The sequence below is a fragment of the Arthrobacter gandavensis genome (assembly GCF_039528575.1).
GTDB classification, from domain to species: Bacteria; Actinomycetota; Actinomycetes; order Actinomycetales; family Micrococcaceae; genus Arthrobacter_B; species Arthrobacter_B citreus_B.
Genome location: NZ_BAAALV010000002.1, coordinates 453,081 through 475,083, shown reverse-complemented (window position 1 = coordinate 475,083; position 22,003 = coordinate 453,081). Strand labels below are relative to the sequence as shown.

Here is a 22,003-nt window from a genome sequence, read left to right as displayed (position 1 = left end):
ATGGTTAGCCTTACGGAAGCTGGTCCAGAAACCCGCGGACGACGGCGCTGACCAGCGCCGGGCGCTCGGCGATCAGGCCGTGGCCGGTGCCGGGGACGATGCACAGCTGCGCTCCCGGGATAGAGGCGGCCATGAGCAGGCTGTGGTCTGGGCGGATGCTGTCCCGGTCCCCCGATATGATCAGCGTCGGCGCCGTGATCTGGCTCAGGTCCGCCGGGTTGATGTGCGGTTCGGTGGTCCAGAGCCGGAAGAGTTTTGCCATGACGGCGTCCGCGTGGCCCGGGCCGTCCGGTGACAGCCGCTCGTAGGCGAGCCGTTCCCGGTCCGGCTTGTTGGGGTCCTTGGGTGCCGCGTGGACGGGCGGGCCGAGCACCGGCAGCGCACCGGCGTCGTTCTGAAACGCCGAGGGGTCAAGGTTCCCGCTGATGGCGATCAGGGAGCGGACCCGATCAGGGTGGTGCAGGGCCAGCATCACCCCGAGGACAGCACCGTCGCTGAAGCCGAGCACGTCGACCGATTCCAGGCCTTCGGCATCGAGGTAGGCCAGGGTGTCCGAGAGCCCGCGCTCGTAGCTGTAGCCGCCGTCGATGTCCGCCGACCGTCCGTGGCCCGGCCGCTCGAACGCGTACACCTTCCGTTCAGCGGCCAGGGCGTCGGCTTGTTCCTGCAGCGCCTCCAGCGAGCAGAACCCGCCGTGCAGGAACAGAATCGGCCGGCCCTCGCCGGCCACTTCGGAATACAGGTCGACGCCGTTGATCCGGTGATAAGTCATGTGGTCCTGCCGTGGGGTTGGTGCTGGAAGTTTGCCCCGGGGCGGAGGTTTCGCCCGCGCCGGCTCCTTCCATTGTGACGGTACGTACGAGTTTCCCGCCTCCGGTTACAGTCCGAAATGATCGGAGGTCAGCTGCCCACGCTCCCTTCCGAATGTCCTTGACACTAAAACGGCACGGCGCGTCTTCTTGAAGCAGGGCATGGGGATGGCTGGGCAAACTAGCGAGGAGAGACCCATGTCAGGCGCAAGCGGAAGCGGCGAAGAAGTCGAAACGGGGCGGACAAACCGAGCAGAGGGGCGAACAATCCTCTGGGCTCAGGTGCCGCCGGGCCAGTCCAACTTCAACGGGCCGGCAATCTTTATTGCGGAGGTGGCCAAGGACGCCGATGACCCGGACGACTATGAGGACGGCGACTCGTTCATTCCGTCCAACTCTTTCGACGGGATCGTCGGCAAGGGCTGGAGCGGCGGCAGCGCCAGTAACTTCGGCGGAACGCCCGGAGGAACTGGAGTGGTGGGCCGGGGAGGCCGCAACCAGGGAACCGGAGTGTTCGGCCTGGGCGGCGGGACGCCGGAACCCGGCAACGGCGGTGCGGGCGGAATCGGGGTGCACGGTTTGGGCGGCCCGCAGGCCGACTTCTTCGCGGATTACACCACCCCGCCCGGCGCCGGCCTGGTGGGACAGGGCGGCCGGCAGTCAGAGTTCGACAACCGGCTGCGGCTTCCCCACGCGGCAGGTGTCATTGGCCTTGGCGGAGGAACAGGTCCGAATAAGGATCTGCTTCCTGCCCATCCACTGTCCGACACCGGCGGCGTCGGCGTCTATGGCCAGGGGGCAGAACTCACCCTGACCATGGTTCCCCAGCAGGATGAAACCGGGACGATTCCCGGACCGAATGTTGCGAGCGGCCCCCGTTCAGCAGGCGCCGGCGTGCTTGGCAGGGGCGGCGAATCGACGGATCCCCGGGTACGGAACGCTTCCGGCGTCATCGGGCTCGCCGGCGGCGTCCCCATCCCGTCCAGCAACCAGACCCTGGGATTCGGCGTGGTGGGCCACGGACCGGTTGGCGTTCACGGCCGGGGGCTTGCCGGGGCAGGGGTGGAAGGTACGTCCTCAGGAGACCGCGGCGGAACCTTCCAATCGGATGACGCTGCACAAATCCAACTAATCCCCGGGTTCTTTCGGGGCACGTATCCGCCCCCGGTATCGGTGGCACCCACTGCCCTCCCCTCCGGGCGGGAAGGTGTCGTCCAGCTGCCCAAGGACGGCCGCGGCGGGGACCTCATGGTGCTTTCCGACGAGGAGCGCAGCTGCACGCTGTGGTTCTGTGTGGAAGGAGTGAACTCCGGTCCGGCGAAATGGGCGCAGGTCCTTACGGGACCGGCCTTCGACGGCGTTGCCTAGGCGGGCCGCGGGGGCCGCCAGACACGGGCGGTCCGTCGGGACCCACGCAGGCCACCCTGTTCCCGCTCTCAGGGCTCGATGGTCAGGGCACGGATTGCACCGTCGGCGAGGTCGAAGCGGTTCCACAGCATTACGGTGCCTCCGGGGAAGTTGCCGTCCAGGCGAACCAGCACCTCCGCGCGTGAACCTTCCACGGCCTGGCCAATGCGCGTGACGGTGTACTCGAACTCCGTGGAGGTGTTTGCTATCCAGCTGCTGATCGCGTCGGTGCCTTGGTAGGTGGATCCGTCGTCGACCACCACCGCATCCGGAGTGAACAGTGCGGAGGCATCAGCGTGCCGCTTGGCGTCACGCGCATCGAGGTAAGCGGTGACCGCGGAGGGGAGGGCAGCGGCGTCGTACTCCGTAGGCGTTTGACTCATGGTTCTGCTCTTTTCCGTCCATCTTCGGTAGCTTTTACTTTAGAAGTAAGTAGTGGGTGCTAAATTAGCAGTAAGTGGACCGAACGTCGAGCGGCCCGTCTGGAAAAGGAGAACCGATGCCGGCACGCGTGCGCATGGAAGACCGGGAATGCCCGCTGTCCACGGCCATGTCCTACGTGGGCGAGTGGTGGACCATCCTGATCCTGCACGACTGCTTCGACGGGTACACCCGGTTCGACGAGTTCCAGGCCAACATCGGGCTCTCCTCAAGCATGCTGACCGCGCGCCTCAAGACGCTGGTTGACAACGGCGTCCTCGACAAGCGCCCGTACCAGGACAAGCCCATCCGCCACGAGTATGTGCTGACGGACTTCGGACGGTCGCTGCGCCCCGTACTCGTGGCCATGGCAGCATGGCGCAACGCGCAGCTCCTCCCGGAACAGCGGGCAATGATCCTGGTCGACTCGGAGACGGGTCAGGAAGTGGAACCTGCCGTCATCGACCCCGGGAGCGGACTGGGTGTGGAGGATCCCCGGTTTGTGTTTACGGCCGGGCCAGCGGCGGGTCCGGAAATGCGGGCACGGTACGACGGCGGGAGCCGGCCAGGCTCTTAAGCCTGCGGTTCGCAGACCATCGCTCAGTCAAGGAAGAGGGCCATCCAAACGTCGTCGGCCCAGCTGCCGTCCGGCTGAAGGAACTCCTGCCGGAGCTGCCCTTCCACAGCGAAGCCGTGTTGGCGGTAAAGCTCAACGGCAACCGTGTTGGTTGACAGTGCGCGGAGCCCGAGCTTACGTGCTCCGCGCCGTCGCGCTTCATCAACGGCGGCATCAAGGAGTTGGTGGCTGATGCCCCGGCCCCGTTGGCCGGGGGCAACCACCAGGGCATTCAGGTGCAGCACATGATCGTTCTTGGGGATGGGAATGTGGCGGGCCAGATGCGCGTAACCGGCAATGGAATCGCCGTCGACTGCGACGATGACATCCTCGGGACCGCGGCGGTTGTCGAAGAACGGAGCATCAGCATCGTTGGGCGGAAAGACTTGGACTTCCGGTGCCCACGCTGAGGCGTCCAGCCGGGCAAGGGCCCTGGAGTCGGCGGTGGCAGCGGTTCGAATATGCAAGGTTTCTTTTTCCATTCAGTCAGAGCAGCACGGGCAGTTGAGCATGGTTCACCTGTACGGATCGTCTACGAGGACCGGTACAGGGTCATTCCGGCGTGGTAAAAAATGCCGTCCACGAATTCTCCATCAGCGGTGAAACCGGTGTCATCGAGATAGTCGATGTGGTTTCCGGTGACGGTGTAGCTTCCGGTGTACGCTGCCTCCCGTGTCCCGCGGGCCTCGACATAGCGCCCGTTGGCCAACAGCTCATGGCGCACGTGGGAATCCGCTGTTTTCCACATTCCCACGTAGGGGTGCATTGATCGTTCGGTCATGGGTGTCTCCTGGGATATCGTCTGGAATCTAGCGGCGATTATGGATAAAACCGCTTCAACATCATTCATGACGGTTTGAGGTACAAACAGGCCCTGCCGCACCCCGGCTAAACTCAACCTGTTTCAACCGGCCGTCCGGCTGAAGCGCCCAGGCACGAACCGCCTGCAGAGGCGCGTTCTTAGCCAGGGTGCGTTACGTCCTGTCTGGCCGGAGGAGTGTCGGGCAGAATGTGGGCATGACTTCCGCAGGCCTTGGGCCATTTTTGTCTGCCCGCCGGGCTGCCCTCTCTCCGGAGGCTGCGAACATTCGCTGGAGCGGAGTTCGCCGGGTACCAGGCCTCCGGCGCGAAGAGGTTGCCATTCTGGCCGGAGTGAGCGTGGATTACTATGCCCGGCTCGAACAAGGGCGGGAACTCCACCCCTCGGCGTCGGTTCTTGATGCCCTTTGCCGGGCGCTTAACCTGGCCCACGATGCCCGCGAGCATTTGTTCCGACTGGCCGGCGTCGCCCCTGGCACCGTTCCCGTCGCGGTCAGGGAGCAGGTCGACCCATCCCTGCTCGCCCTCATGGACTCATGGTCCGAGACCCCGGCGTTCCTGCTCAACCGCCGCTTGGATATTCTGGCGCGGAACCCGCTGGCTGCCTCTCTCTACCGCGGGTTCGCCAACGCGGACAACCTAGCCCGGATGACCTTCCTGGATCCAGCCGGGCCGGCGTTCTTCGCCGATTGGCATCGTGCTGCGGAGGCGTGCGTCGCGAACCTTCGGCTGGCCCTGGGCTACGACGCCAACGATCATGCCGCCCTCGCGCTCGTCGAGGAACTCAGCGCCGGCAGCGTGCATTTTGACGCGCTCTGGGCCAGCCACAACGTACGCGGAAAAACGCATGAGGCCAAGACATTCCTGCATCCGGAGGTCGGATCACTCACGCTCGAATTCACCTCTTTCGATGTCCGGAGCGCCCCGGGCCAGCAGCTGATCGTCTACCGCGCGGAACCATTCTCTCCAAGTGACACCGCCCTGAGGCTTCTGGGAACGATTTCCTGCCCGGTTGAAGACACCGCCGACGCTGACACTGGCGCTGCCTTCGGCCGGTGACCGTCGGCACGGTCAACCGATTGTGTTACCGGGGCTGTTCAGGTGCCGGCTCCTGCCAGCCTCCGCGGTGCGTCATGGACGGCGGCACCGGTTCCGGTGCCCGCCAGACGACGATGAGCAGGGTCGCGATCGGGCCCAGCAGGATTGAGATGAGGAACCAGTTCCAGCGTGAGCGGTTCTTCTGTTCCGCCAGGCCTGCGTTAATCAGGGCGAGGGTGAACCAGAAGGTGCCGGAGCTGACGTAGTTATCCATCGGGCTACCCAATCACACGTGGCGGGGGAACGCCTCGAATAGCGTCCGGCCATTCATGCGGACAACGACGCCGGCACCTGGCTTGGTGCGCAGCCGAACCGCTGCCGGAAGGCCCGGGCGAACGTGCCGGGGTCAAGGAACCCGGAAGCAAGGCACGCTGTCTGCACGGCATGGCCCCGCACCAGCAGCTCCCGGGCGTGCTCGAGCCGGACCCGCCGGATTTCTGCTGCCGGGGACGTTCCGGTTTCGGCGAACAGGGCCTGGACGGAGCGCACCGAGAGATGCGCCGCGGCGGCAAGTTCCGCCGTCGTGAACTGCGGGTCAGTAAAGCGGGTGCTGATGGTGCGGCACAGCGACTCGCGCAGTTCTGCGCGGGCCTGTGCCGGCGAGGTGCGCGCCCCTGAGCCCCGGCGGCGCAGCTCCCGCACTATTTGTGCCTCGGCGCGCGGTTCGGGGCTGAAACTCAGCAGGGTGGCGTGACCGTCTGAGATGCTGCGCGTGGACCAGCGGACCGGACGGGTGTCCCCCTCGCGGGTGACAAACCATTCTGTTGCGGGTTCCGATCCGCCGGATCCGACAATGGGGCATTCGTGTTCGGGGTACGGGGTTCCATCCGGACGGCTCCGGTGCAGCAGGTCATGGCTGGGACCGCCAACGACGTCGTCGTCTCCCCGGTAGCCCAGGAACCGGATCGCTTCACGGTTGGCGAGCGCCACGAGACCGCGGGAATCAATGACCCACAGCGGTACGGGTGCTTCGCGGACCACCTGTGCCAGCAGATCCATTTCCTGCCCTTTCCCTCGGCTCTCACACGGCCCCCAGTTCAACACCGTAGGAACCCTGAAAGGCAGTTCCGTTGCCTGGTTGTTTCAGGCAGGTAAAAGGCCGTGCTGGCTGCGTTTTTTGCTGGATGGGCTGCGTAAAAAGCCTGACGCGCCGCTTCCGGGCACTCCTACTTTGAGTTCAGGGCAAGTGCCTGCAGGCCATTTACGAGGAGGCAGAAATGACGAACTGGAACACCACCCGAGACCAGGCAACACTCAAGGTGCGCACCGCCGTCGCCCGTTCGGAGTCATCCTGGGCCGAGCTCGCCGAAAAGCTGGACCGTCCGCTGCTGTGGACCATCGCAGCGCTCCTGGGTTCGCATCCGGTGCCCGCGGAACTGGCGGAGAAGGCGGGCGAGCTGCTGGAGCTGGACACCGAAACCGTGTTGGCGCTGCAGGAGCAGCCGTACCGGATTGCCGGGGACTCGCTTAAGGACGACCCCACGATCTACCGCTTCTACGAACTGCTGGCCGTCTACGGCCCGGCGCTGAAGGAAGCCATCCACGAGGAGTTTGGCGACGGCATCATGAGCGCGATCAACTGCAACGTGGAGCTGACCCGCCGCGAGGATCCGGACGGTGACCGCGTGCGCGTGATCATCGACGGCAAGTTCCTGAAGTACCAGTGGTAGGGGGCCCGCGATGAGCTATGTGATTCCCAAGGATTTCGCGGTCCGGATGATCGACGCCGGACACTCCAAGGTGATGCTCTCCACCCGGGACACCCTGATCCGCAGCTACATGGCCGGCGCCATCCTGGCCCTGGCCGCGGCGTTCGCCGTCACGGTCAGCACGCAGACCGGGTCGCCGTTGCTGGGCGCGATTCTGTTCCCCGTGGGTTTCTGCATGCTCTACCTGATGGGCTTTGACCTGCTGACCGGCGTGTTCACCCTGGTGCCGCTGGCCTGGCTGGACAAGCGGCCGGGCGTTACCTGGAAGTCGATGCTGCGGAACTGGGGGCTGGTGTTCCTCGGCAACTTCGCCGGCGCACTGACCACCGCCGTGCTGATGGCTATTGTCTGGACCTACGGCTTCTCCTCCGGAGTGAGCGAGGTGGGCCAGGCGATCGGGCACATCGGTGAAGGACGGACGGTCGGCTACGCGGACCACGGCGCGGCCGGCATGCTCACGCTGTTCGTGCGCGGGGTGCTGTGCAACTGGATGGTCTCCACCGGCGTCGTCGGCGCGATGATGTCCGACAGCCTGCCGGGCAAGGTAATCGCCATGTGGATGCCGATCATGCTCTTCTTCTACATGGGTTTTGAGCACTCGGTGGTGAACATGTTCCTGTTCCCGGTGGGCCTGATGCTCGGCGGCGAATTCACGCTGATGGACTACCTGATCTGGAACGAGATCCCCACGGTGCTCGGCAACCTGGTGGGTGGCCTGACCTTCGTGGGCCTGATGATCTACGGGACGCACGCCCGGACCGCGCCGGGGCGTCAGTTCGCGGCGAAGGTGAAGGTCTAGGTTCGGGGGAACGACGACGGCGGCGGGCCGGCATTCGGGGATCGACCCCGGGTGCCGGCCCGCGTTTCCGGCAGCATCAGGGCCTAGGCAGATCCGGGGCAGCCAAGCACACCCGGAGAGAGTCCGCGGCAAGGTGGGCTGCAGCTCCGCCGACCCTGTAAATGCCGCCGACGCCGGTGCTAGCGTGAAGCAGGGATTGATTCGCTGTGGGGCCCCAGGCCTTGCGGAAGGAGATCGTCATGACCCGTAAACTCCACGAATTTGCCGACCTGTACCGGCGCAGCGGCCCCTGGTGCGTCGCCTACATCGACGCTTCCGCGGGGAATGTGGACAGTCTGGAAGCCGCAGAGGTCCGCCCGGTCGACGTCAGGAGGGCGCTGGCTCAACAGGGCGCACCAGCGGAGGACCAGGAAGCGGCTGAAACCGCGGTGCTTCCCGCTGAGGGATATCCTTCCCCCGTCTCCCGCTACCTCCTTGTCCAGCAGGGCACGGTGGCGTTAAACGAACTCCTGCCCGGAGAGCTGGTACTGCCGGAGCGGGTCTCGGTGGATCCGATTCCCGATCTGCTGCCGCTGCTCAAGCACCGCCCCGAGGAACTGCCCTACATTGTTGCGGAAGTCTCGCGGGAGGACGCGGAGATCCGCCTGCTCTTCGTCGGCCGTGAAGAGTCCTCCGTCGAGGATGTGGAGGGCGAGAAGGAAGACATCACCAAGTTGCCTGCCGGCGGCTGGTCACAGGACAAGTTCCAGCGGCAGACCGAGCAGGTCTGGAAGCGCAACGCGGACCAGGTCGCGGAGCAGATCGACCGGGTCGTGGACAGCAGCGGAGCCAGGCTGATCGTGCTTGCCGGCGACGTCCGGGCGCGGGGACTGGTACGGGACCAGCTCACCGAAGCCCACAAGCCGCTGGTCAGCATGATCGATTCCCACATGCCGGAGTCCGGGGCTGGCCGCCGGGCTTTCGAGGACAAGGTCCAGGAACGCATTGCCCTGCTGTGGGCTGCGGAGCAGGAACAAATCATGGACCGTCTGGCCCAGCAGCAGGGGCAGGCCAACCCGGAGTCCGCGACCGGTTTAGGCGGGGTGCTTACGGCCCTGCAGCAGGCCCAGGTGGACCTCCTGATCCTCAATGACAAAGCACTGGTGGACCACCAGCTGCTGGCCCTGGGAGCCGAACCCTGGGTGGCCAGCGCCCCGGAGCAGTCCCTCGGCGCTGAGGTCCTGGGGCAGGTTCCCGCTCCGGCAGCGCTGATCCGGGCAGCTGCCCTGACCGATGCCAGTCTGCTGCTGGTGCCCAACGGCGTCCTTCCGCACGGCATCGATGTTGCTGCCCTGCTCCGCTGGCCTACCGGCCCTGCGGCGCCAGGGAGCTGACCGGGCCGCCTCAGCTGGCAGCAGCCGCAATGACGTCCGCCAAGTCACCCGGCCGGCTCCACATCGGCCAGTGGCCGGTGGGGAGGTCGAGAACTTCCACGTCCGTGAGCTCTGCGGTTTCGGCGAACATGGGGTGCCCCGAGCGGGCCAGTTCCGTCATCTGTGCACCCGGAATCGAGCAGCACACCAGCGTGGTGGGGACCTGCCGGCGGGCATCGTTGGTCAGTTCGAGCGGTTCGCGCAGCACGGGACCGGGCTCCGGGACGGCCCGGGTACAGAACCGTTCAAGGACCTCTTCGCTCAGGCCCTCGAGGCTGGCCTGCTGTCCCAACTCATCGAAGGCCGGCAGCGGCAGCTCAGCCGCGTCTTCCGGGAAACCGGGCAGGAAGACACTTCCCGGCCCTACGGGCCCGGAGTCGACCCACACCATTCGGTGAATCAGCTCGGGGTGCTGGTCCAGGACCAGGCTGACGGGGAAGTTGGCGCCGCTGTGCGCCACGAGGGTCACCGGCCCGCCCAGGCCGGTAACGACGTCGGCAATCGCCGCTGCCTGCTCATCGAGAGTCCGTGCCGTGCGGGCGGGGTCCTCCGGATCCAGCCCGGGGAGAGTGAGTGCGACGGCGTTGGTCTGGTCAAGGTGTTCCAGGACTTCATCCCAGGCCCAGGCTCCCAGCCAGTGGCCGGCGATCAGGACGATGGGGCTCTTCGTAGTGTTCATGTTCCAACCTTCTCCCCTCGCATGGGCAGGTGTATGTCACTATTTATGTCATGAATTTTGGAGTGCCCGCGTGAGGCGGACCGAGCGGCTCGTGGCCCTGTCCGAGATGCTGCGCCGCAGCGGTAACCGGGGCTGCTCGGCCGAGAACCTAGCCAGGGAGTTCGGCGTCTCCGTGCGGACCGTGAAGCGGGACCTCGATGCTCTGGAGAACAGCGGCGCACCCATCTGGTCCCGCCCCGGGCCCGGCGGCGGATACGGTCTGGCGAGCGGCGGCTCCCTGCCTCCCGTCACCCTCTCCCCCGCGCAGGCCGTGGCGCTGATGGCCGCTGTCTCCGCGGCGTCGGACGCTCCCTACGCTGATCTAGCCTCCGCCGGCGTTCGGAAAATCCTTGACGTCCTGGACCCGCGCACCCGTGCCCGGGCCGATGAGCTGGCATCCCGCGTATGGGTCAACGCCCCGCCCGCGTCCTCCCGCGCGGTCCGGTCCGCACTGGAAGAAGCGATGGCAGACCAGCGGGTGGTCCGCATCCGCTACACCGCCAAGGACGGCGCGGTGACAACGCGCGACGTCGAACCCATCCTCTTTGCCTCCACCAGCGGCCGGTGGTTCCTGGTGGGATGGTGCAGGCTGCGGAACGGGATCCGGTGGTTCACCGTCTCCAGCATCGACCGGGCGAGTGTCACCTCGATGGCATGCACCGGCCACACCGTCGAGGAGGTCGGCGAACCTCCGGCTAACGCGAGGCCGGTGCACGGGCGGTAGACCAGTAGCAGCCCGAATCCTTTAGGCTTCGGGGATGCATGAGGACAGCCTTAACGATTACTCGACTCTGACTCCCCGTCCCGCCGACCGGATCAATGAATTGCTGGAACTGGTTGCGGCCGATTGGAAGCGGTCAGGAAACGACCAGAGGTTCTTTCAGTATCTGGCCAACCTTCAGCATGATCTGGACCTGCCGAAAGATCCGTATGACGTCGAGGACAGCAGCCTCATTGCCCTGCTTCGGGAAAGGGCAGCCCAGGACTAGGCGGTCCCGCAGCCGTTCTTCAGCGCCCCCGCGCAGTCAGCCCAGCCCTTCGAACACGTCGCCCAGCACGGGAGCTCCCGGCTGCCTGGGCGGCCAGGCCTGCACCAGCGGTTCGACGCCGACCATGCGGTTCCAGCGGGAGTCCTCCTCCGCGTCCGGCGGCACCCCGGGCGAGATCACGTGGCGCTGCGTCCGGTGCTGCAGCAGCCCTGCCACTATCCGGTCCGCGACGCTGCTGACATCCACCTCGATGCCAATCTCTTCGTCCGGAACGGGGTTCACGTCATACATCCGGCCTGCTTCCCACGGCTTCAGGCCGCGCCGGATCCGTCCGCTGTTCCAGCGTTCCCACGTGGAGCGGCGGACGCAGCCGTGCAGCAGGCGCTGCGGGCCCGGACCGCCGTCGGGTAAATGCGGCGTCGGTAGCGGCTCCCACGGCAATGTGGTCGGGATGCGCGGTGAGTCCTTCCGGACCAAAGGTGGCGACGACGTCGGGCCGTTCCTGCGCTAGGATTCCGCCGATGCGTTCCACCAGCTCGGCAAACGGCACTTGGTTCACGGCGCCGTCGTCGTAGTCCAGCCATTCGTGCCGGTCCGGCGGCCGGCCGTGCGCGATCCACGCAGCGTCCATCTCCCGGCGGCGGATACTGCCGAGGTCTTGGCTGGCCGGCGGGTAGGCGGGATCGATCAGTCCGGCGCCGCCGTCGGTCGCGTGGACCAGGACAAACCGGAAGCCGGGATCGTGCTCGTGCAGAGCCACGGTTCCGGCGAGCCCGTACGCGTCGTCGTCGGGGTGCGCGACGACGAGGGCCAGGCAGCGGGAACCGTCCATCACTTCACTGGGCTGCGTCCGGGCCGTCAGGTCAGATCGGTGATTTTCGCATTGGCGTTGGAGCGGACGGACTCTACTCCCTTGAGCGCCGAAGCCTTCGATTTGTAGCTTTCGGAGGACGCGATGACCTCTCCGTTGCCTGCCTTCAGGCGGAACCTGAATCCGCCGGCTTTGTCCTGATAGACCTCGAATTTCCCTGCCATGGCTGCCTCGCTTGATCCGGTTCCAATGCCGTTTATCCAGCGTATTCCCGTTCGGGAGAGTCAAACCGTCCCGGCACAAACTTCTCCGGGCGCAGCCGCGCGGACCGGGAGGGTCCCGCTGAGGTAGATTTCCAAGCAGGATCAGCGGGGAACACGCTGTAGGCAAAGGTCATGGGGGAAGCATGTCAACGGCGACGATCTTGCAGATCGCGATCACGACCGGCGTGACCGTGTTTATCGCCCTTATTTCGTGGTGGGCGCGTAAACACCCCAACCGCTCCAAGGACCATCCGGAACGGATCCGCCCGCCCAAGGTGGTGCCGGGAGTCGGATGGCTCTTCATCGCCGTCGGGCTCCTGATGGGCCTGGCCGCGCTGTCCATTGAAGACCCGGAGATTGGGATGGTCATCAGTTCCGTGGCCATCTTCCTTGGCGGGTTGATGTTCCTCTGGATCTACCGGAAGGTCTATGTGGCACCGCGCCAATACGAGCTGGCTTTCCGGAAGATCTTTGGGCCGGAACACGTGCTCCCCTACAGCGACATTGTTGACTACCGGATGCAGCGGATGAAAGGACAGCCGTTTCTGTGGGTCAGATTCGCCAATGGCGTCAAATACAGCCTGAACGTCAATGCCTTTAATGTGGCGCCGATGATGCAGGCCATTGATTTCCACCGGGCTACGGGCCGCTGGCCCATGCCGGTTGATGCCGTCCATCTTCCGCCGGCGGATGCGGCGGCCCGCAACGATCACTGGCCCGGCTAGATTAATCCCATGACTTTCCCGGGGGCCGTGCTCGATATTTCCAACCTGTCCGTAGGCTACGGCGGCCTGCCGGTCTGCGGTCCGATCACGGCACGCGCCGACTCAGGCGAGATCCTCGGCGTCGTTGGCTTCAACGGCGCCGGGAAGTCCACGGCCGCGCGCACCATCGCCGGGAAGCAGCAGATGCTCGACGGCGAGGTCCGGGTCCACGGGCTGCCGGTCAACGAGGACGCCATCCCGTTCCGCCGCTCGGTCGCCGCACTGTTCGACGAGGACGCGTTCTTCCCGTCCCTCTCCCTGCGCGAGCACCTGCAGCTGGTCGCCCGCGGCCACTCGGTCCCGGACCCGGACGCCGCCGTCGACGCCGAACTGGACTTCTTCGCCCTGCAGGAGCGGGCCGACGCCGTTCCCGCCTCCGTCTCCTCCGGCCAGCGCCGCCGCCTGCTGCTGGCTTCGGCCCTGATCCGCCCGTCGTCGCTGCTGATCCTCGACGAACCGGAGCAGCGCCTGGACCCCGCCATGCGCGAACGGGTGGGGGAACGCATCCAGGCCTATGCCGACGGCGGCGGCACGGTCCTGCTGGTGACCCACGATCCGGCGCTGCTGCTGGCCACCGCGCAGCGGTGCCTGCTGATTGACGACGACGTCCGGGAGATCGCGCCCGAGCGCGCCGCCGCGGAAATCGCCGGACGCTGACTTATGACCGCCGACACCGTCCAGGCACCTCCCCCGTTCGACCCGGTCCGTTACACCCGGCAGGCCTCGCGGGCGTTTTCCCGCGGCCGGACCCGGTTCCGGGATGTCTTCGTCGACGTCTACACCGCTGTGCTGGCGCTCGGAACCATTGCAGCCCTGGCTGTGGGACTCGTCCTGGCCCTGCGCGAGCAGGTCGCCCAGGCCTGGAACGTCGGTTCCGGGCGCACCCTGGTGGCGCCGCCGTCGTTCGCCCTGCCCGACGGCGCGGCAGCGGCTGTGCTGGTGTTCGCGGCGCTGGCTGCGGTGATGGTGATCGCCCGGAAACTGGGTCCCGCGGCGGTCAGCGGTCCCGAAGGGTACTGGTGGCTGAGCCTGCCGCTGGAGCGGCGGCCGATGCTGGCCGGCCGGCTGGTCCGGCGCCTGCTGCTCGTGTGGGCGGGCACCGCCGTGCTGTATCTGCCGTTCGGGTTTGTGATGGACCTGGAGACCAGTGTTCGGGGACAGGTCCTGGCGGCTGCAACGTTTGGGGTGGCTGCGGTCTCTGCCGTGCTGCTCGCGGGTTTGCAGCAGGCCCGGCCGGCTCCGCAGTCGGCGGCTGAGCGGCGCAGCGGCAGCCTTCCCGGCCTGCTGGTGCTGGCGCTCCTGAGCCTGGTCACGGTGCGGGTTGCCGCGGGGTCCTGGGTGCTGGCGGTCGGCAGCCTGGGTGTCACCGTTGCGCTCGGACTGCTCGTGTTCGCCCGGCTGGACCGGATCCCGGGCCGGGAGCTGATCCGCGGCGGCGCGGTGTCCGGGCACACCGGTGCCGCGGTGTACCTGATGGATCTCAATGAGGTGGGCCGCGCGCTTTCGACAGAGCCCGACGGCGTTGCTTCCGCCCGTGCTGCGCGCTGGTATGCGCGGGGCGGGCGGACGCCGTTTGGTGCCCTGCTGCGCGCGGATACGGCGGCGTTCCTGCGGACCCGCGGCCTGTGGGTCCGTCCGGTGCTGGTGCTGGCGGTGTTCGTGGTCGTGTTGCTGGCCGGCGGGGCGCAGCCTCCGCTGGTGCAGCTGGGGATGATTGCAGCGGCTGTGTTTGCGGCGGTTCCGGCGCTGGGTGCGGTGGCGCGGCGGACGGCGATCATGCCGGGCCTGGACATGCTGCTGCCGCTGTCGGTGTCCGTCGTGCTTCTGAGCCGCATGGCCCTGCCTGCCGCCGCGCTGACGCTGTGGACGGCGGTGTTGTGTGCGGTGCTGGTGCTGCTCGGTGCGGGTAGCCCGGCGCTGATTGCTCTGGGTGCTCTGGCTGGTGTGGGTTTTGGTGCGTCGGCGGTGCGGGGCGCCTACCGGCCGCAACCCGACTGGACCGTCCCTCCGATCGACACCCCGTTCGGTCCGATGCCCCGCGCGCAGGCCGGGACGATGATCCGCGGTTTCGACACGACGCTGCTGGCGCTGGTTCCGCTGTTGCTCGGACTGTTCCTGGGGTATGTGCCCGGAGTGCTGTTGCTGGCGCAGGCTGGTTTCTCGGCCGTTTGTGTTCTTGTGGTGATGTATTCACAGCCCAGATAAAACCCGGATAGGTTCCCTTTGGCAATCAATGTCGCCGCGATGTAACTGGCGGATTCACGCAAATTGCCGTTGCTTGATATTCGGTCCACCTGCCTCACAGACGGAGTTGAGCAGGCTTCTGCTGATGCCGCAGGTGTCCTGTTGTCCGGATGCGACTCGCGGGCGACTCCCACTCAGGATGCCGTGATCACGGGGCTGGCGGTATTACCCAGACACTCCGGCCAACGATCAAGGGAGCGCAACTAGCCGGGTTCAACGCCATCATCAAATTGAACGAAGCTTTGCTCACCGCCGTACAACACCGGCTAGCGGACGTACTCAGATCGTTCCAAAATTTCCACGCCATGTCGCAGAAGCCTTCGAAGCTGAGTATGCAACTATATGGTCTAGCAATCTCTAACGCAGCACCGAGGACCACCGAAAATAAAGACAGGAATGGCATGTCCAAGGATCTTATGTCGGGTGCCGGGAATCTGGTTTGGCACTACTGTGACGGTGCGGCCCTCAAGAACGCCTTAAACAGTAGAGTGCTTTGGGCAAGTTCAGCCGCCTATATGAACGACTCGAAAGAACTGATGAGCGGTAATGAGGTATTGGCTGACCGCCTCCGGGAGGTTCAGACCGAATTTCCGGAACTCCAGGCTCAGGCTCTCTTGGATACTGTGGGGACGTACTCTTCCTCACGCGAAAGCAAGTTCATCCTGTCCGCTTCAAACGACCCTGACAGCCTCACGCTGTGGCGCTACTACGGCAGGGAACAAGTGAGTTTTGCAATCGGACTCGACAGAGACGTAGACCTGCATGTTCAGCCCCAGAACCTCAGGGACGCCCATCCGTTCCCCCCTTCTGGCTATTACGATGGACCCAGGAACCCGGACGGGACCCTGGAACTTGATCCCGATCGGGAGTCTGAAAACGCAGACCCATGGGTCGATGTTATCTATGACCCTTCCGATCAGGAAGCGTTCATCAAAGAGAAGCTAGATCGCATTATCGACGAGCTTCAGACCCCGAACGGTGGTCAGCAAAAGTTCCGGTTCCGCCGGTTCTTTGCACATATGGCCCTTCAGTCCGCCCTGAGCACGATCAAAGACAGCGGATTCCGAGATGAAAAAGAGGCTCGAATAATAGCGGAGGTAACTCCGTCATGGAAATATGTTCTCCATCGTCCAGGCCGCTTTGGAATGATCCCGTACGTTGAACTTGCCGCGAGTACGCCGCCTCCGCGTTCCAAAGCCGAAACAGACGAAGGAGACGGGCTCCCGGCAAGGCTTCCCATTCGGCAGATAAACATTGGTCCGACGCCTTACCCGGAGGAAGCCAAGTTTGGGCTGGAGCAGTTGCTCTCATTCCTGGGATATCACGATGTCAAGGTTGCGGTTAGCGAGATCCCTTACCGCTAGTTGGGCCTCTTGGACGAGCGGGGATGGCTCAGACTGCAACCGCATTGACGGCATCCCTCACGAGAAAGTGCTGCTCAGACTGTGAGTATGCCACGAGGTCGGGCACTTCCTTCCAAACCTCTTTGGCTATCTCCAGCGCAGGCCTCGCTGACTCTTGTCGCGGCTCCTCATATACAACCCGCAGCTGGACATCAGGAGAAATAGACAGGGGCGGCTGCCCTCTCGATTCGAGTATTCCTCCGCGCCGTCGTAGGCGGTCCATATGCGCCACCCAGGCTTGTATTTCCGTCGACACCTTGTCAACGTCAGACAAGTTGAAAGACCAAGCATTCGTAATCTGTTCTACCGCGTTATCGGTAATCGCAAAGTTGGCGGTTCGAGGGATTGTGCCAACACGTATTTGTGGGCGCGAACGTAGGGCCACGCCACTGTCTGGCAACACGCGCCGCAGTTCGGTCGAAACGAAATTGCTTACCCGCGTGCCAAAAAGCTCTCGAGGCTTTACCTGCGGATCTGCAATTAAGTGCTCGAATAACATCGAAAGTCCAGCCGCAGCTGAGTCAGCTTCCATTGGGTAGGGAGCAGATATCTGCACTGCGTTGTTTAGCCGAGAGGCTATCCGGGAGATGGCTGCTGCACTTAAGCTGCGCTCAGAGTCGGCCAGAAGCACCAATGAGGGTTCAGAACGAGGGGCTCCTCCTGCCCGGAGAGTTCCGACCATTTTTTCGAGCTCTCCGAGCCAATATTTCGCGATCGTGGGGTCACCCCCGAGGCGGCTGGCTCGCTGCAGGTTGCTAACAGGGCGAAACGCCCAGTCATGCCCATCTTTACCGACGAGCAAAGCAATGTTTACGAATTCACCGCGTATAGGGTCCGGCACGTACCGGACGACCCAATATTGGTAGAACATCACTTCACCCCTTCCTCATTACTAAGCTTTGGCTGCCCTTGCTGCTTCCGTCGCAAGTGCGCGCATTCTGGTAACGACGTGTTTTCTTCGGTAGTGGAGCCACCACGCTAGTGTCTCCAAAAGGCTATCCGGAACGCCCCATGCTACGGGCACACTGGCAACGGCGTCTATGAAGTCGGTTACTGATAACAACGCAAGATCGTCCGCAACACCGAGAAAAGCTCCTGGATCCATTCCGCGAACAGACCCATACCATGGCCTCTTCTGGTTGACGGTGACTTCCAAGTCGGCAGGCGTCAGGGGCGCCGGCTCTCCTCCCGTAATCCAGTATCCGTGATCGAAGGACCAGACTTGCTCTTCTCCCGAGCGGTCATACAACCACTGGCCGTCTTCGCCGTAACAGAGTTCCCATAAGGCGATAAACCGGGGTTGTCGGGCGGCGTTGCCATCTCTGGCCGCTGAGTCCAACACTGTTCTTTCCTGGCATGTGCCAAGGAGAAGCGAGCCGTGCGCCACGCCAGCCTGAATGCCGGAGGACAGCAATTCTGGGTGACGAAGCAGAGATGGGGGAACCTCAACCAGCATGGACGGCCGCATCGGTGCGGAAAGTTTTCTGGCCAGCGCCTCAACCACTCGCTCGGCGATTAGAGAATCGATGCCGTGAGCGTTGCCTAGATACTTGACCCAGTATGAGTTCCCGTCGGTCGCAAGGCCCAAAAATGGAAGTGATCCTGTGTCCGCCACTTTTGCGACGGCGAAGATTTGCGTCTCGACGGATGGTCTCGGGTGACCCGACAAAAGGCCTGACCAACTCTCTTTCAGCAAGTAGCTGCTCTGTCCCCCAACGCCCATCTCTCCGTGCCTTTTCTTCGTATAGTCGATGTCCGAGCTTCGTTCCCCCTCAAGGAATGGTTTCCCGGGTAGGTAATCGTCGCACGGGTGTAGATGCTTGTCAGATCACACACCGCTCAGCACAGCACAGCATCGAAACCTATTGTGCACGCTCATAGTTCTTTTTTACCGTCACTCACGCGCATCTCCAGCCCCTTGACGTGACCCACTCCACAAGGCACACTGGATCGTATACGATTTCGTACTTGATCCAGGAGTGAGATGTCCACGAGCAACACCGCCACATCGGAGACACTGGCACAGACCGGCAAGGTCATCGCCGTCCACATCAACTACCCCAGCCGGGCAGCAGAGCGCGGACGCACCCCGGAACAGCCCTCCTACTTCCTGAAGCCCAGCTCCTCCCTCGCCCTCACCGGCGGCACCGTGGAGCGCCCGGCCGGCTGCGAACTGCTCGGCTTCGAAGGCGAAATCGCCCTGATCATCGGCACGACCGCCCGCCGCGTCTCCGTCGAAGACGCCTGGAGCTACGTCAGCGGCGTCACCGCCAGCAACGACCTCGGCGTGTACGACCTCCGCTGGGCAGACAAGGGATCCAACCTCCGCTCCAAGGGCGGCGACGGCTTCACCCCCGTAGGCCCGGCCATCCTCGACGCCGCCTCCGTAGACCCCGCAGCCCTGCGCGTCCGCACCTGGGTCAACGGCGAACTCGCGCAGGATGACACCACCGCAGACCTGCTCTTCCCCTTCGCGCAGCTGGTCGCCGACCTCTCCCAGCTGCTCACCCTCGAACCCGGGGACATGATCCTCACCGGCACCCCCGCCGGCGCCTCCGTGGCCGTCCCGGGCGACGTCGTCGAAATCGAGGTGGACTCCCCCTCCACAGGGCAGACCACCGGGCGCCTGACCACCACCGTCACCGAAGGCACGACGCCGCTGGCTGCCTTCGGCGCGCAGCCCAAGATCGATGACAAGCAGCGCGAAGAAGCGTGGGGCTCCGCCGAGAAGGCGGGCCTCGCGCCCGCGGAGGAACCGACGCCGGCCCTCACCCCGGAGCTGAAGGCCAAGCTTGAATCCGTCGCCACCGCCACGCTCAGCTCGCAGATGCGCGCCCGCGGCCTGAACAACGTCTCCATCGACGGCCTCACCGGCACCAAGACCGGCCGCAAGGTTGTCGGCACCGCCCGCACCCTGCGCTACGTGCCCAACCGCGAAGACCTCTTCAAGACCCACGGCGGCGGCTACAACGCGCAGAAGCGCGCCATCGACTCCGTCCGCGAAGGCGAAGTCCTGATCATGGAAGCCCGCGGTGAAAAGGGCACCGGCACCCTCGGCGACATCCTCGCCCTGCGCGCCATGCACAACGGCGCCGCAGCCATCATTACCGACGGCGGTGTCCGCGACTACTCCACCGTCGCCAGCTTCGACCTGCCCGTCTACTGCGCCAACCCGCACCCCGCAGTGCTCGGCCGCCGGCACATCCCCTGGGACACGGACATCACCATCGCCTGCGGCGGCTCCACCGTCCAGCCCGGTGACATCATCGTGGCCGACGACGACGGCATCCTGGTCATCCCGCCGGCCATCGCCGAGGAACTGGTGGAGGCCTGCATCAAGCAGGAACACCAGGAAGAGTTCATCGCCGAAATGGTCAAGGCCGGCCACGGCGTCGACGGCCTCTACCCGATGAACGCCGCGTGGAAGGAAAAGTACGAGGCCTGGGCGGCGGAACAGGCGTGAACACCTCGTCCAAAGACGGGACAGTGAGCAAGGCCGAACAGGCCTACCAGACCGTCCAGTCGAAGATCTCCTCCGGTGAATACGGCCCCGGGTACCGCCTGGTGCTTGGCCGGATCGCCGCGGACCTGGGCTGCTCCGCCGTCCCGGTCCGGGAAGCGATCCGCCGGCTGGAGGCCGAAGGGCTGGTCCGGTTCGAGCGGAACGTCGGCGCCACCGTCACCGGCATCGACCCCACCGAATACCTCTACACCATGCAGACGCTGAGCCTGGTGGAAGGGTACGCGACGGCGCTCTCCGCGCCGCTCGTCACGGCGGAGGACCTGGCGAAGGCCAAGGCAATCAATGCAGAAATGCGCGACTGCCTGGAGCACTTCGACCCGGTCCGCTTCACGGCCCTGAACCGGGACTTCCACTCCGCACTGTTCACCAACTGCCCCAATCCGCACATCCTGGACCTGGTCCACCGCGGCTGGAACCGGCTGGGCGCGCTGCGCTCCTCCACCTTCAGCTACGTTCCCGGCCGGGCCCAGGACTCCGTTGCCGAGCACGAGCGGCTGCTCGAACTGATCGAGGCAAAGGCCGACGCCGGCATCATCGAGGCCGCGGCCCGCGCCCACCGGATTGCCACTCTCGACGCGTACCTGAAGCACTCCCCCGCAAGCTCCACCCCCTAACCAAAACCCATAGTCCAGACCCCCGCATCAAAGGAGACGCCCCATGGCTGAGCACTACATCCCGGAGAACCTTCCGACCCACATCCAGCACTTCATCAACGGCGAATTCGTTGATTCCATCAACGGCGCCACCTTCGACGTGCTGGATCCGGTAACGAACCAGAACTACGCCACCGCCGCCGCGGGTCAGAAGGAAGACATTGACGCCGCCGTCGCTGCCGCCCGCGAAGCCTTCGTGAACGGCCCGTGGCCGAAGATGAAGCCGCGTGAGCGCGCCCGCATCCTCAACAAGATCGCCGACGCCGTCGAAGCCCAGGAAGAACGCCTGGCGGAGATGGAAACCTTCGACACCGGCCTGCCGATCACCCAGGCCAAGGGCCAGGCCCTGCGCGCCGCGGAGAACTTCCGCTTCTTCGCGGACCTGATCGTCGCCCAGTTCGACGACGCCATGAAGGTCCCCGGATCCCAGATCAACTACGTGAACCGCAAGCCGATCGGCGTCGCCGGCCTGATCACCCCGTGGAACACCCCGTTCATGCTGGAATCCTGGAAGCTCGCCCCGGCGCTGGCCACCGGCAACACCGTGGTGCTCAAGCCCGCCGAGTTCACCCCGCTCTCCGCCTCCCTCTGGGCGGACATCTTCACCGAAGCCGGCGTTCCGGCCGGTGTGTTCAACCTGGTCAACGGCCTTGGCGAGGAAGCCGGCGACGCGCTGGTGAAGCACCCGGACGTTCCGCTGATCTCCTTCACCGGCGAAACCACCACCGGCCAGACCATCTTCCGCAACGCGGCAGAGAACCTGAAGGGCCTGTCCATGGAGCTCGGCGGCAAGAGCCCGTGCGTGGTCTTCGCGGACGCGGACCTCGACGCCGCCCTGGACTCCGCGCTGTTCGGTGTCTTCTCCCTCAACGGCGAGCGCTGCACCGCCGGCTCCCGCATCCTGGTGGAGCGCCCGGTCTATGACGAGTTCTGCGAACGGTACGCTGCCCGCGCAAAGACCATCGTCGTCGGCGATCCCCACGACCCGAAGACCCAGGTGGGTGCGCTCGTACACCCGGAGCACTTCAACAAGGTGGCCTCCTACGTGGAAATCGGCAAGACCGAAGGCCGCCTGCTGGCCGGCGGCGGCCGCCCCGAAGGCCTGGAAGAGGGCAACTACATTGCTCCCACCGTCTTCGCCGATGTAAAGCCCGACGCGCGGATCTTCCAGGAGGAGATCTTCGGTCCCGTCGTCGCGATCACCCCGTTCGACACCGAAGAAGAAGCCCTGGAACTGGCCAACAACACCAAGTACGGCCTGGCTGCCTACATCTGGACCCAGGACCTGACCCGCGCGCACAACTTCGCGCAGAACACCGAGGCCGGCATGGTGTGGCTGAACAGCCACAACGTCCGCGACCTGCGCACCCCGTTCGGCGGCGTGAAGGCCTCCGGCCTGGGCCACGAAGGCGGCTACCGCTCGATCGACTTCTACACCGACCAGCAGGCCGTGCACATCACCCTCGGCAAGGTGCACACGCCCAAGTTCGGCACCGACGACGCCGCCAAGACCGACGCCTAAATCCCCCCGCTCTGTTCGAAGGAG

General features: G+C 65.0%; 26 protein-coding genes. 15 read left to right on the top strand and 11 right to left on the bottom strand.

The genetic code is table 11. The features are described 5' to 3' along the window. Nucleotides 1-10 precede the first annotated feature (10 nt). Nucleotides 11-772 carry an alpha/beta fold hydrolase gene (locus ABFX29_RS05435; protein ID WP_152225538.1) on the bottom strand — a complete coding sequence of 254 codons (762 nt, stop codon included), beginning with the start codon at nucleotides 770-772 and terminating at the stop codon, nucleotides 11-13. Between the two features lie 235 nt (nucleotides 773-1,007). On the opposite strand from ABFX29_RS05435, the gene ABFX29_RS05430 reads away from it, so the two are divergent. Further along, on the top strand, nucleotides 1,008-2,177 hold the full coding sequence (locus ABFX29_RS05430) for a hypothetical protein (protein WP_152225537.1): 1,170 nt from the start codon (nucleotides 1,008-1,010) through the stop codon (nucleotides 2,175-2,177). Between the two features lie 68 nt (nucleotides 2,178-2,245). Here ABFX29_RS05430 and ABFX29_RS05425 read toward each other — a convergent pair whose 3' ends face one another. Further along, a complete protein-coding gene (locus ABFX29_RS05425) occupies nucleotides 2,246-2,599 on the bottom strand; it encodes a nuclear transport factor 2 family protein (RefSeq protein ID WP_152225535.1) in 354 nt (117 codons plus the stop codon). A 116-nt stretch (nucleotides 2,600-2,715) separates the two neighbouring features. Between ABFX29_RS05425 and ABFX29_RS05420 the strand changes: the two genes are divergently transcribed. Continuing rightward, the gene (locus tag ABFX29_RS05420) at nucleotides 2,716-3,213 is read left to right on the top strand and encodes a winged helix-turn-helix transcriptional regulator (protein WP_152225533.1); all 498 of its coding nucleotides are present in this window, start codon (nucleotides 2,716-2,718) and stop codon (nucleotides 3,211-3,213) included. Nucleotides 3,214-3,236: 23 nt separating this feature from the next. On the opposite strand, the gene ABFX29_RS05415 is transcribed toward ABFX29_RS05420, so the two are convergent. Both ABFX29_RS05415 and ABFX29_RS05410 read right to left on the bottom strand, forming a co-directional pair. Further along, on the bottom strand, nucleotides 3,237-3,734 hold the full coding sequence (locus tag ABFX29_RS05415) for a GNAT family N-acetyltransferase (protein WP_152225531.1): 498 nt from the start codon (nucleotides 3,732-3,734) through the stop codon (nucleotides 3,237-3,239). A gap of 50 nt (nucleotides 3,735-3,784) precedes the next feature. After that, entirely contained in the window at nucleotides 3,785-4,033 is a 249-nt protein-coding gene (locus tag ABFX29_RS05410; RefSeq protein WP_211372324.1) for an Atu4866 domain-containing protein, read from the bottom strand. A gap of 236 nt (nucleotides 4,034-4,269) precedes the next feature. Between ABFX29_RS05410 and ABFX29_RS05405 the strand changes: the two genes are divergently transcribed. After that, complete coding sequence (locus ABFX29_RS05405; RefSeq protein ID WP_152225527.1) at nucleotides 4,270-5,130, top strand: helix-turn-helix transcriptional regulator; 861 nt, start codon at nucleotides 4,270-4,272, stop codon at nucleotides 5,128-5,130. Between the two features lie 25 nt (nucleotides 5,131-5,155). Here ABFX29_RS05405 and ABFX29_RS05400 read toward each other — a convergent pair whose 3' ends face one another. Continuing rightward, nucleotides 5,156-5,383 carry a hypothetical protein gene (locus ABFX29_RS05400; protein WP_152225526.1) on the bottom strand — a complete coding sequence of 76 codons (228 nt, stop codon included), beginning with the start codon at nucleotides 5,381-5,383 and terminating at the stop codon, nucleotides 5,156-5,158. Between the two features lie 53 nt (nucleotides 5,384-5,436). Continuing rightward, entirely contained in the window at nucleotides 5,437-6,168 is a 732-nt protein-coding gene (locus ABFX29_RS05395; protein ID WP_152225524.1) for a helix-turn-helix transcriptional regulator, read from the bottom strand. 218 nt (nucleotides 6,169-6,386) lie between these two features. Here ABFX29_RS05395 and cynS point away from each other — a divergent pair, with 218 nt between their 5' ends. The 3 genes from cynS (at nucleotide 6,387) to ABFX29_RS05380 (ending at nucleotide 9,050) form a co-directional block, all read left to right on the top strand. Continuing rightward, nucleotides 6,387-6,839 carry a cyanase gene (gene cynS, locus ABFX29_RS05390; RefSeq protein WP_152225522.1) on the top strand — a complete coding sequence of 151 codons (453 nt, stop codon included), beginning with the start codon at nucleotides 6,387-6,389 and terminating at the stop codon, nucleotides 6,837-6,839. 10 nt (nucleotides 6,840-6,849) lie between these two features. Then, nucleotides 6,850-7,677, top strand: coding sequence for a formate/nitrite transporter family protein (locus ABFX29_RS05385; protein ID WP_152225520.1), 828 nt, complete (start codon nucleotides 6,850-6,852; stop codon nucleotides 7,675-7,677). A gap of 239 nt (nucleotides 7,678-7,916) precedes the next feature. Further along, entirely contained in the window at nucleotides 7,917-9,050 is a 1,134-nt protein-coding gene (locus tag ABFX29_RS05380; RefSeq protein ID WP_152225518.1) for a baeRF2 domain-containing protein, read from the top strand. Between the two features lie 10 nt (nucleotides 9,051-9,060). Here ABFX29_RS05380 and ABFX29_RS05375 read toward each other — a convergent pair whose 3' ends face one another. Continuing rightward, nucleotides 9,061-9,768 carry an alpha/beta fold hydrolase gene (locus ABFX29_RS05375; RefSeq protein ID WP_152225516.1) on the bottom strand — a complete coding sequence of 236 codons (708 nt, stop codon included), beginning with the start codon at nucleotides 9,766-9,768 and terminating at the stop codon, nucleotides 9,061-9,063. Between the two features lie 70 nt (nucleotides 9,769-9,838). Here ABFX29_RS05375 and ABFX29_RS05370 point away from each other — a divergent pair, with 70 nt between their 5' ends. Together ABFX29_RS05370 and ABFX29_RS05365 are read left to right on the top strand one after the other, a co-directional pair. Continuing rightward, a complete protein-coding gene (locus ABFX29_RS05370) occupies nucleotides 9,839-10,531 on the top strand; it encodes a helix-turn-helix transcriptional regulator (RefSeq protein WP_152225514.1) in 693 nt (230 codons plus the stop codon). Nucleotides 10,532-10,565: 34 nt separating this feature from the next. Beyond that, on the top strand, nucleotides 10,566-10,796 hold the full coding sequence (locus ABFX29_RS05365; RefSeq protein WP_152225513.1) for a DUF1040 family protein: 231 nt from the start codon (nucleotides 10,566-10,568) through the stop codon (nucleotides 10,794-10,796). A 36-nt stretch (nucleotides 10,797-10,832) separates the two neighbouring features. On the opposite strand, the gene ABFX29_RS05360 is transcribed toward ABFX29_RS05365, so the two are convergent. Genes ABFX29_RS05360 through ABFX29_RS05350 form a run of 3 tightly spaced genes read right to left on the bottom strand, consistent with a single transcriptional unit; the run spans nucleotide 10,833 to nucleotide 11,831 of the window. Then, nucleotides 10,833-11,087 carry a hypothetical protein gene (locus tag ABFX29_RS05360; RefSeq protein WP_152225511.1) on the bottom strand — a complete coding sequence of 85 codons (255 nt, stop codon included), beginning with the start codon at nucleotides 11,085-11,087 and terminating at the stop codon, nucleotides 10,833-10,835. Next, the gene (locus ABFX29_RS05355; RefSeq protein ID WP_152225509.1) at nucleotides 11,080-11,628 is read right to left on the bottom strand and encodes a PIG-L family deacetylase; all 549 of its coding nucleotides are present in this window, start codon (nucleotides 11,626-11,628) and stop codon (nucleotides 11,080-11,082) included. Before ABFX29_RS05355 ends, ABFX29_RS05360 begins: the two co-directional genes overlap by 8 nt. A 26-nt stretch (nucleotides 11,629-11,654) precedes the next feature. Continuing rightward, nucleotides 11,655-11,831 carry a YegP family protein gene (locus ABFX29_RS05350; RefSeq protein ID WP_091601164.1) on the bottom strand — a complete coding sequence of 59 codons (177 nt, stop codon included), beginning with the start codon at nucleotides 11,829-11,831 and terminating at the stop codon, nucleotides 11,655-11,657. A 182-nt stretch (nucleotides 11,832-12,013) separates the two neighbouring features. On the opposite strand from ABFX29_RS05350, the gene ABFX29_RS05345 reads away from it, so the two are divergent. The 4 genes from ABFX29_RS05345 to ABFX29_RS05330 all read left to right on the top strand — a co-directional run bounded on the left by ABFX29_RS05345 (nucleotide 12,014) and on the right by ABFX29_RS05330 (nucleotide 16,242). Further along, on the top strand, nucleotides 12,014-12,595 hold the full coding sequence (locus ABFX29_RS05345; protein WP_152225507.1) for a hypothetical protein: 582 nt from the start codon (nucleotides 12,014-12,016) through the stop codon (nucleotides 12,593-12,595). Between the two features lie 9 nt (nucleotides 12,596-12,604). Next, entirely contained in the window at nucleotides 12,605-13,291 is a 687-nt protein-coding gene (locus ABFX29_RS05340; RefSeq protein ID WP_152225504.1) for an ABC transporter ATP-binding protein, read from the top strand. 3 nt (nucleotides 13,292-13,294) lie between these two features. After that, a complete protein-coding gene (locus ABFX29_RS05335; RefSeq protein ID WP_152225502.1) occupies nucleotides 13,295-14,839 on the top strand; it encodes a DUF6297 family protein in 1,545 nt (514 codons plus the stop codon). A gap of 440 nt (nucleotides 14,840-15,279) precedes the next feature. After that, on the top strand, nucleotides 15,280-16,242 hold the full coding sequence (locus tag ABFX29_RS05330) for a DUF2971 domain-containing protein (RefSeq protein WP_170287701.1): 963 nt from the start codon (nucleotides 15,280-15,282) through the stop codon (nucleotides 16,240-16,242). A 931-nt stretch (nucleotides 16,243-17,173) separates the two neighbouring features. On the opposite strand, the gene ABFX29_RS05325 is transcribed toward ABFX29_RS05330, so the two are convergent. Further along, a complete protein-coding gene (locus ABFX29_RS05325) occupies nucleotides 17,174-18,004 on the bottom strand; it encodes a HipA family kinase (RefSeq protein ID WP_338079122.1) in 831 nt (276 codons plus the stop codon). A gap of 261 nt (nucleotides 18,005-18,265) precedes the next feature. Between ABFX29_RS05325 and ABFX29_RS05320 the strand changes: the two genes are divergently transcribed. Genes ABFX29_RS05320 through hpaE form a run of 3 tightly spaced genes read left to right on the top strand, consistent with a single transcriptional unit; the run spans nucleotide 18,266 to nucleotide 21,979 of the window. Then, nucleotides 18,266-19,744, top strand: coding sequence for a fumarylacetoacetate hydrolase family protein (locus tag ABFX29_RS05320; RefSeq protein ID WP_152225494.1), 1,479 nt, complete (start codon nucleotides 18,266-18,268; stop codon nucleotides 19,742-19,744). After that, nucleotides 19,741-20,418: a GntR family transcriptional regulator gene (locus ABFX29_RS05315; RefSeq protein ID WP_152225492.1), complete on the top strand. Its 678-nt coding sequence runs from the start codon at nucleotides 19,741-19,743 to the stop codon at nucleotides 20,416-20,418. The genes ABFX29_RS05320 and ABFX29_RS05315 overlap by 4 nt, the downstream gene beginning before the upstream one ends. 43 nt (nucleotides 20,419-20,461) lie before the next feature. Further along, nucleotides 20,462-21,979 carry a 5-carboxymethyl-2-hydroxymuconate semialdehyde dehydrogenase gene (gene hpaE / locus ABFX29_RS05310; RefSeq protein ID WP_152225490.1) on the top strand — a complete coding sequence of 506 codons (1,518 nt, stop codon included), beginning with the start codon at nucleotides 20,462-20,464 and terminating at the stop codon, nucleotides 21,977-21,979. The last annotated feature ends 24 nt before the right edge of the window (nucleotides 21,980-22,003 follow it).

What these genes read in the sequence shown, in the direction of transcription:
- ABFX29_RS05365 (WP_152225513.1), top strand. Translation starts at nt 10,566, where the DNA reads ATGCATGAGGACAGCCTTAACGATTACTCGACTCTGACTCCCCGTCCC.
- ABFX29_RS05335 (WP_152225502.1), top strand. Translation starts at nt 13,295, where the DNA reads ATGACCGCCGACACCGTCCAGGCACCTCCCCCGTTCGACCCGGTCCGT.
- hpaE (WP_152225490.1), top strand. Translation starts at nt 20,462, where the DNA reads ATGGCTGAGCACTACATCCCGGAGAACCTTCCGACCCACATCCAGCAC.
- ABFX29_RS05415 (WP_152225531.1), bottom strand. Translation starts at nt 3,734, where the DNA reads ATGGAAAAAGAAACCTTGCATATTCGAACCGCTGCCACCGCCGACTCC.
- ABFX29_RS05325 (WP_338079122.1), bottom strand. Translation starts at nt 18,004, where the DNA reads ATGGGCGTTGGGGGACAGAGCAGCTACTTGCTGAAAGAGAGTTGGTCA.
- ABFX29_RS05400 (WP_152225526.1), bottom strand. Translation starts at nt 5,383, where the DNA reads ATGGATAACTACGTCAGCTCCGGCACCTTCTGGTTCACCCTCGCCCTG.
- ABFX29_RS05435 (WP_152225538.1), bottom strand. Translation starts at nt 772, where the DNA reads ATGACTTATCACCGGATCAACGGCGTCGACCTGTATTCCGAAGTGGCC.
- ABFX29_RS05420 (WP_152225533.1), top strand. Translation starts at nt 2,716, where the DNA reads ATGCCGGCACGCGTGCGCATGGAAGACCGGGAATGCCCGCTGTCCACG.
- ABFX29_RS05340 (WP_152225504.1), top strand. Translation starts at nt 12,605, where the DNA reads ATGACTTTCCCGGGGGCCGTGCTCGATATTTCCAACCTGTCCGTAGGC.
- ABFX29_RS05385 (WP_152225520.1), top strand. Translation starts at nt 6,850, where the DNA reads ATGAGCTATGTGATTCCCAAGGATTTCGCGGTCCGGATGATCGACGCC.
- ABFX29_RS05330 (WP_170287701.1), top strand. Translation starts at nt 15,280, where the DNA reads ATGTCCAAGGATCTTATGTCGGGTGCCGGGAATCTGGTTTGGCACTAC.
- ABFX29_RS05350 (WP_091601164.1), bottom strand. Translation starts at nt 11,831, where the DNA reads ATGGCAGGGAAATTCGAGGTCTATCAGGACAAAGCCGGCGGATTCAGG.
- ABFX29_RS05375 (WP_152225516.1), bottom strand. Translation starts at nt 9,768, where the DNA reads ATGAACACTACGAAGAGCCCCATCGTCCTGATCGCCGGCCACTGGCTG.
- ABFX29_RS05405 (WP_152225527.1), top strand. Translation starts at nt 4,270, where the DNA reads ATGACTTCCGCAGGCCTTGGGCCATTTTTGTCTGCCCGCCGGGCTGCC.
- ABFX29_RS05395 (WP_152225524.1), bottom strand. Translation starts at nt 6,168, where the DNA reads ATGGATCTGCTGGCACAGGTGGTCCGCGAAGCACCCGTACCGCTGTGG.
- ABFX29_RS05380 (WP_152225518.1), top strand. Translation starts at nt 7,917, where the DNA reads ATGACCCGTAAACTCCACGAATTTGCCGACCTGTACCGGCGCAGCGGC.
- ABFX29_RS05345 (WP_152225507.1), top strand. Translation starts at nt 12,014, where the DNA reads ATGTCAACGGCGACGATCTTGCAGATCGCGATCACGACCGGCGTGACC.
- ABFX29_RS05355 (WP_152225509.1), bottom strand. Translation starts at nt 11,628, where the DNA reads ATGGACGGTTCCCGCTGCCTGGCCCTCGTCGTCGCGCACCCCGACGAC.
- ABFX29_RS05320 (WP_152225494.1), top strand. Translation starts at nt 18,266, where the DNA reads ATGTCCACGAGCAACACCGCCACATCGGAGACACTGGCACAGACCGGC.
- ABFX29_RS05425 (WP_152225535.1), bottom strand. Translation starts at nt 2,599, where the DNA reads ATGAGTCAAACGCCTACGGAGTACGACGCCGCTGCCCTCCCCTCCGCG.
- ABFX29_RS05410 (WP_211372324.1), bottom strand. Translation starts at nt 4,033, where the DNA reads ATGACCGAACGATCAATGCACCCCTACGTGGGAATGTGGAAAACAGCG.
- ABFX29_RS05360 (WP_152225511.1), bottom strand. Translation starts at nt 11,087, where the DNA reads ATGTATGACGTGAACCCCGTTCCGGACGAAGAGATTGGCATCGAGGTG.
- ABFX29_RS05430 (WP_152225537.1), top strand. Translation starts at nt 1,008, where the DNA reads ATGTCAGGCGCAAGCGGAAGCGGCGAAGAAGTCGAAACGGGGCGGACA.
- cynS (WP_152225522.1), top strand. Translation starts at nt 6,387, where the DNA reads ATGACGAACTGGAACACCACCCGAGACCAGGCAACACTCAAGGTGCGC.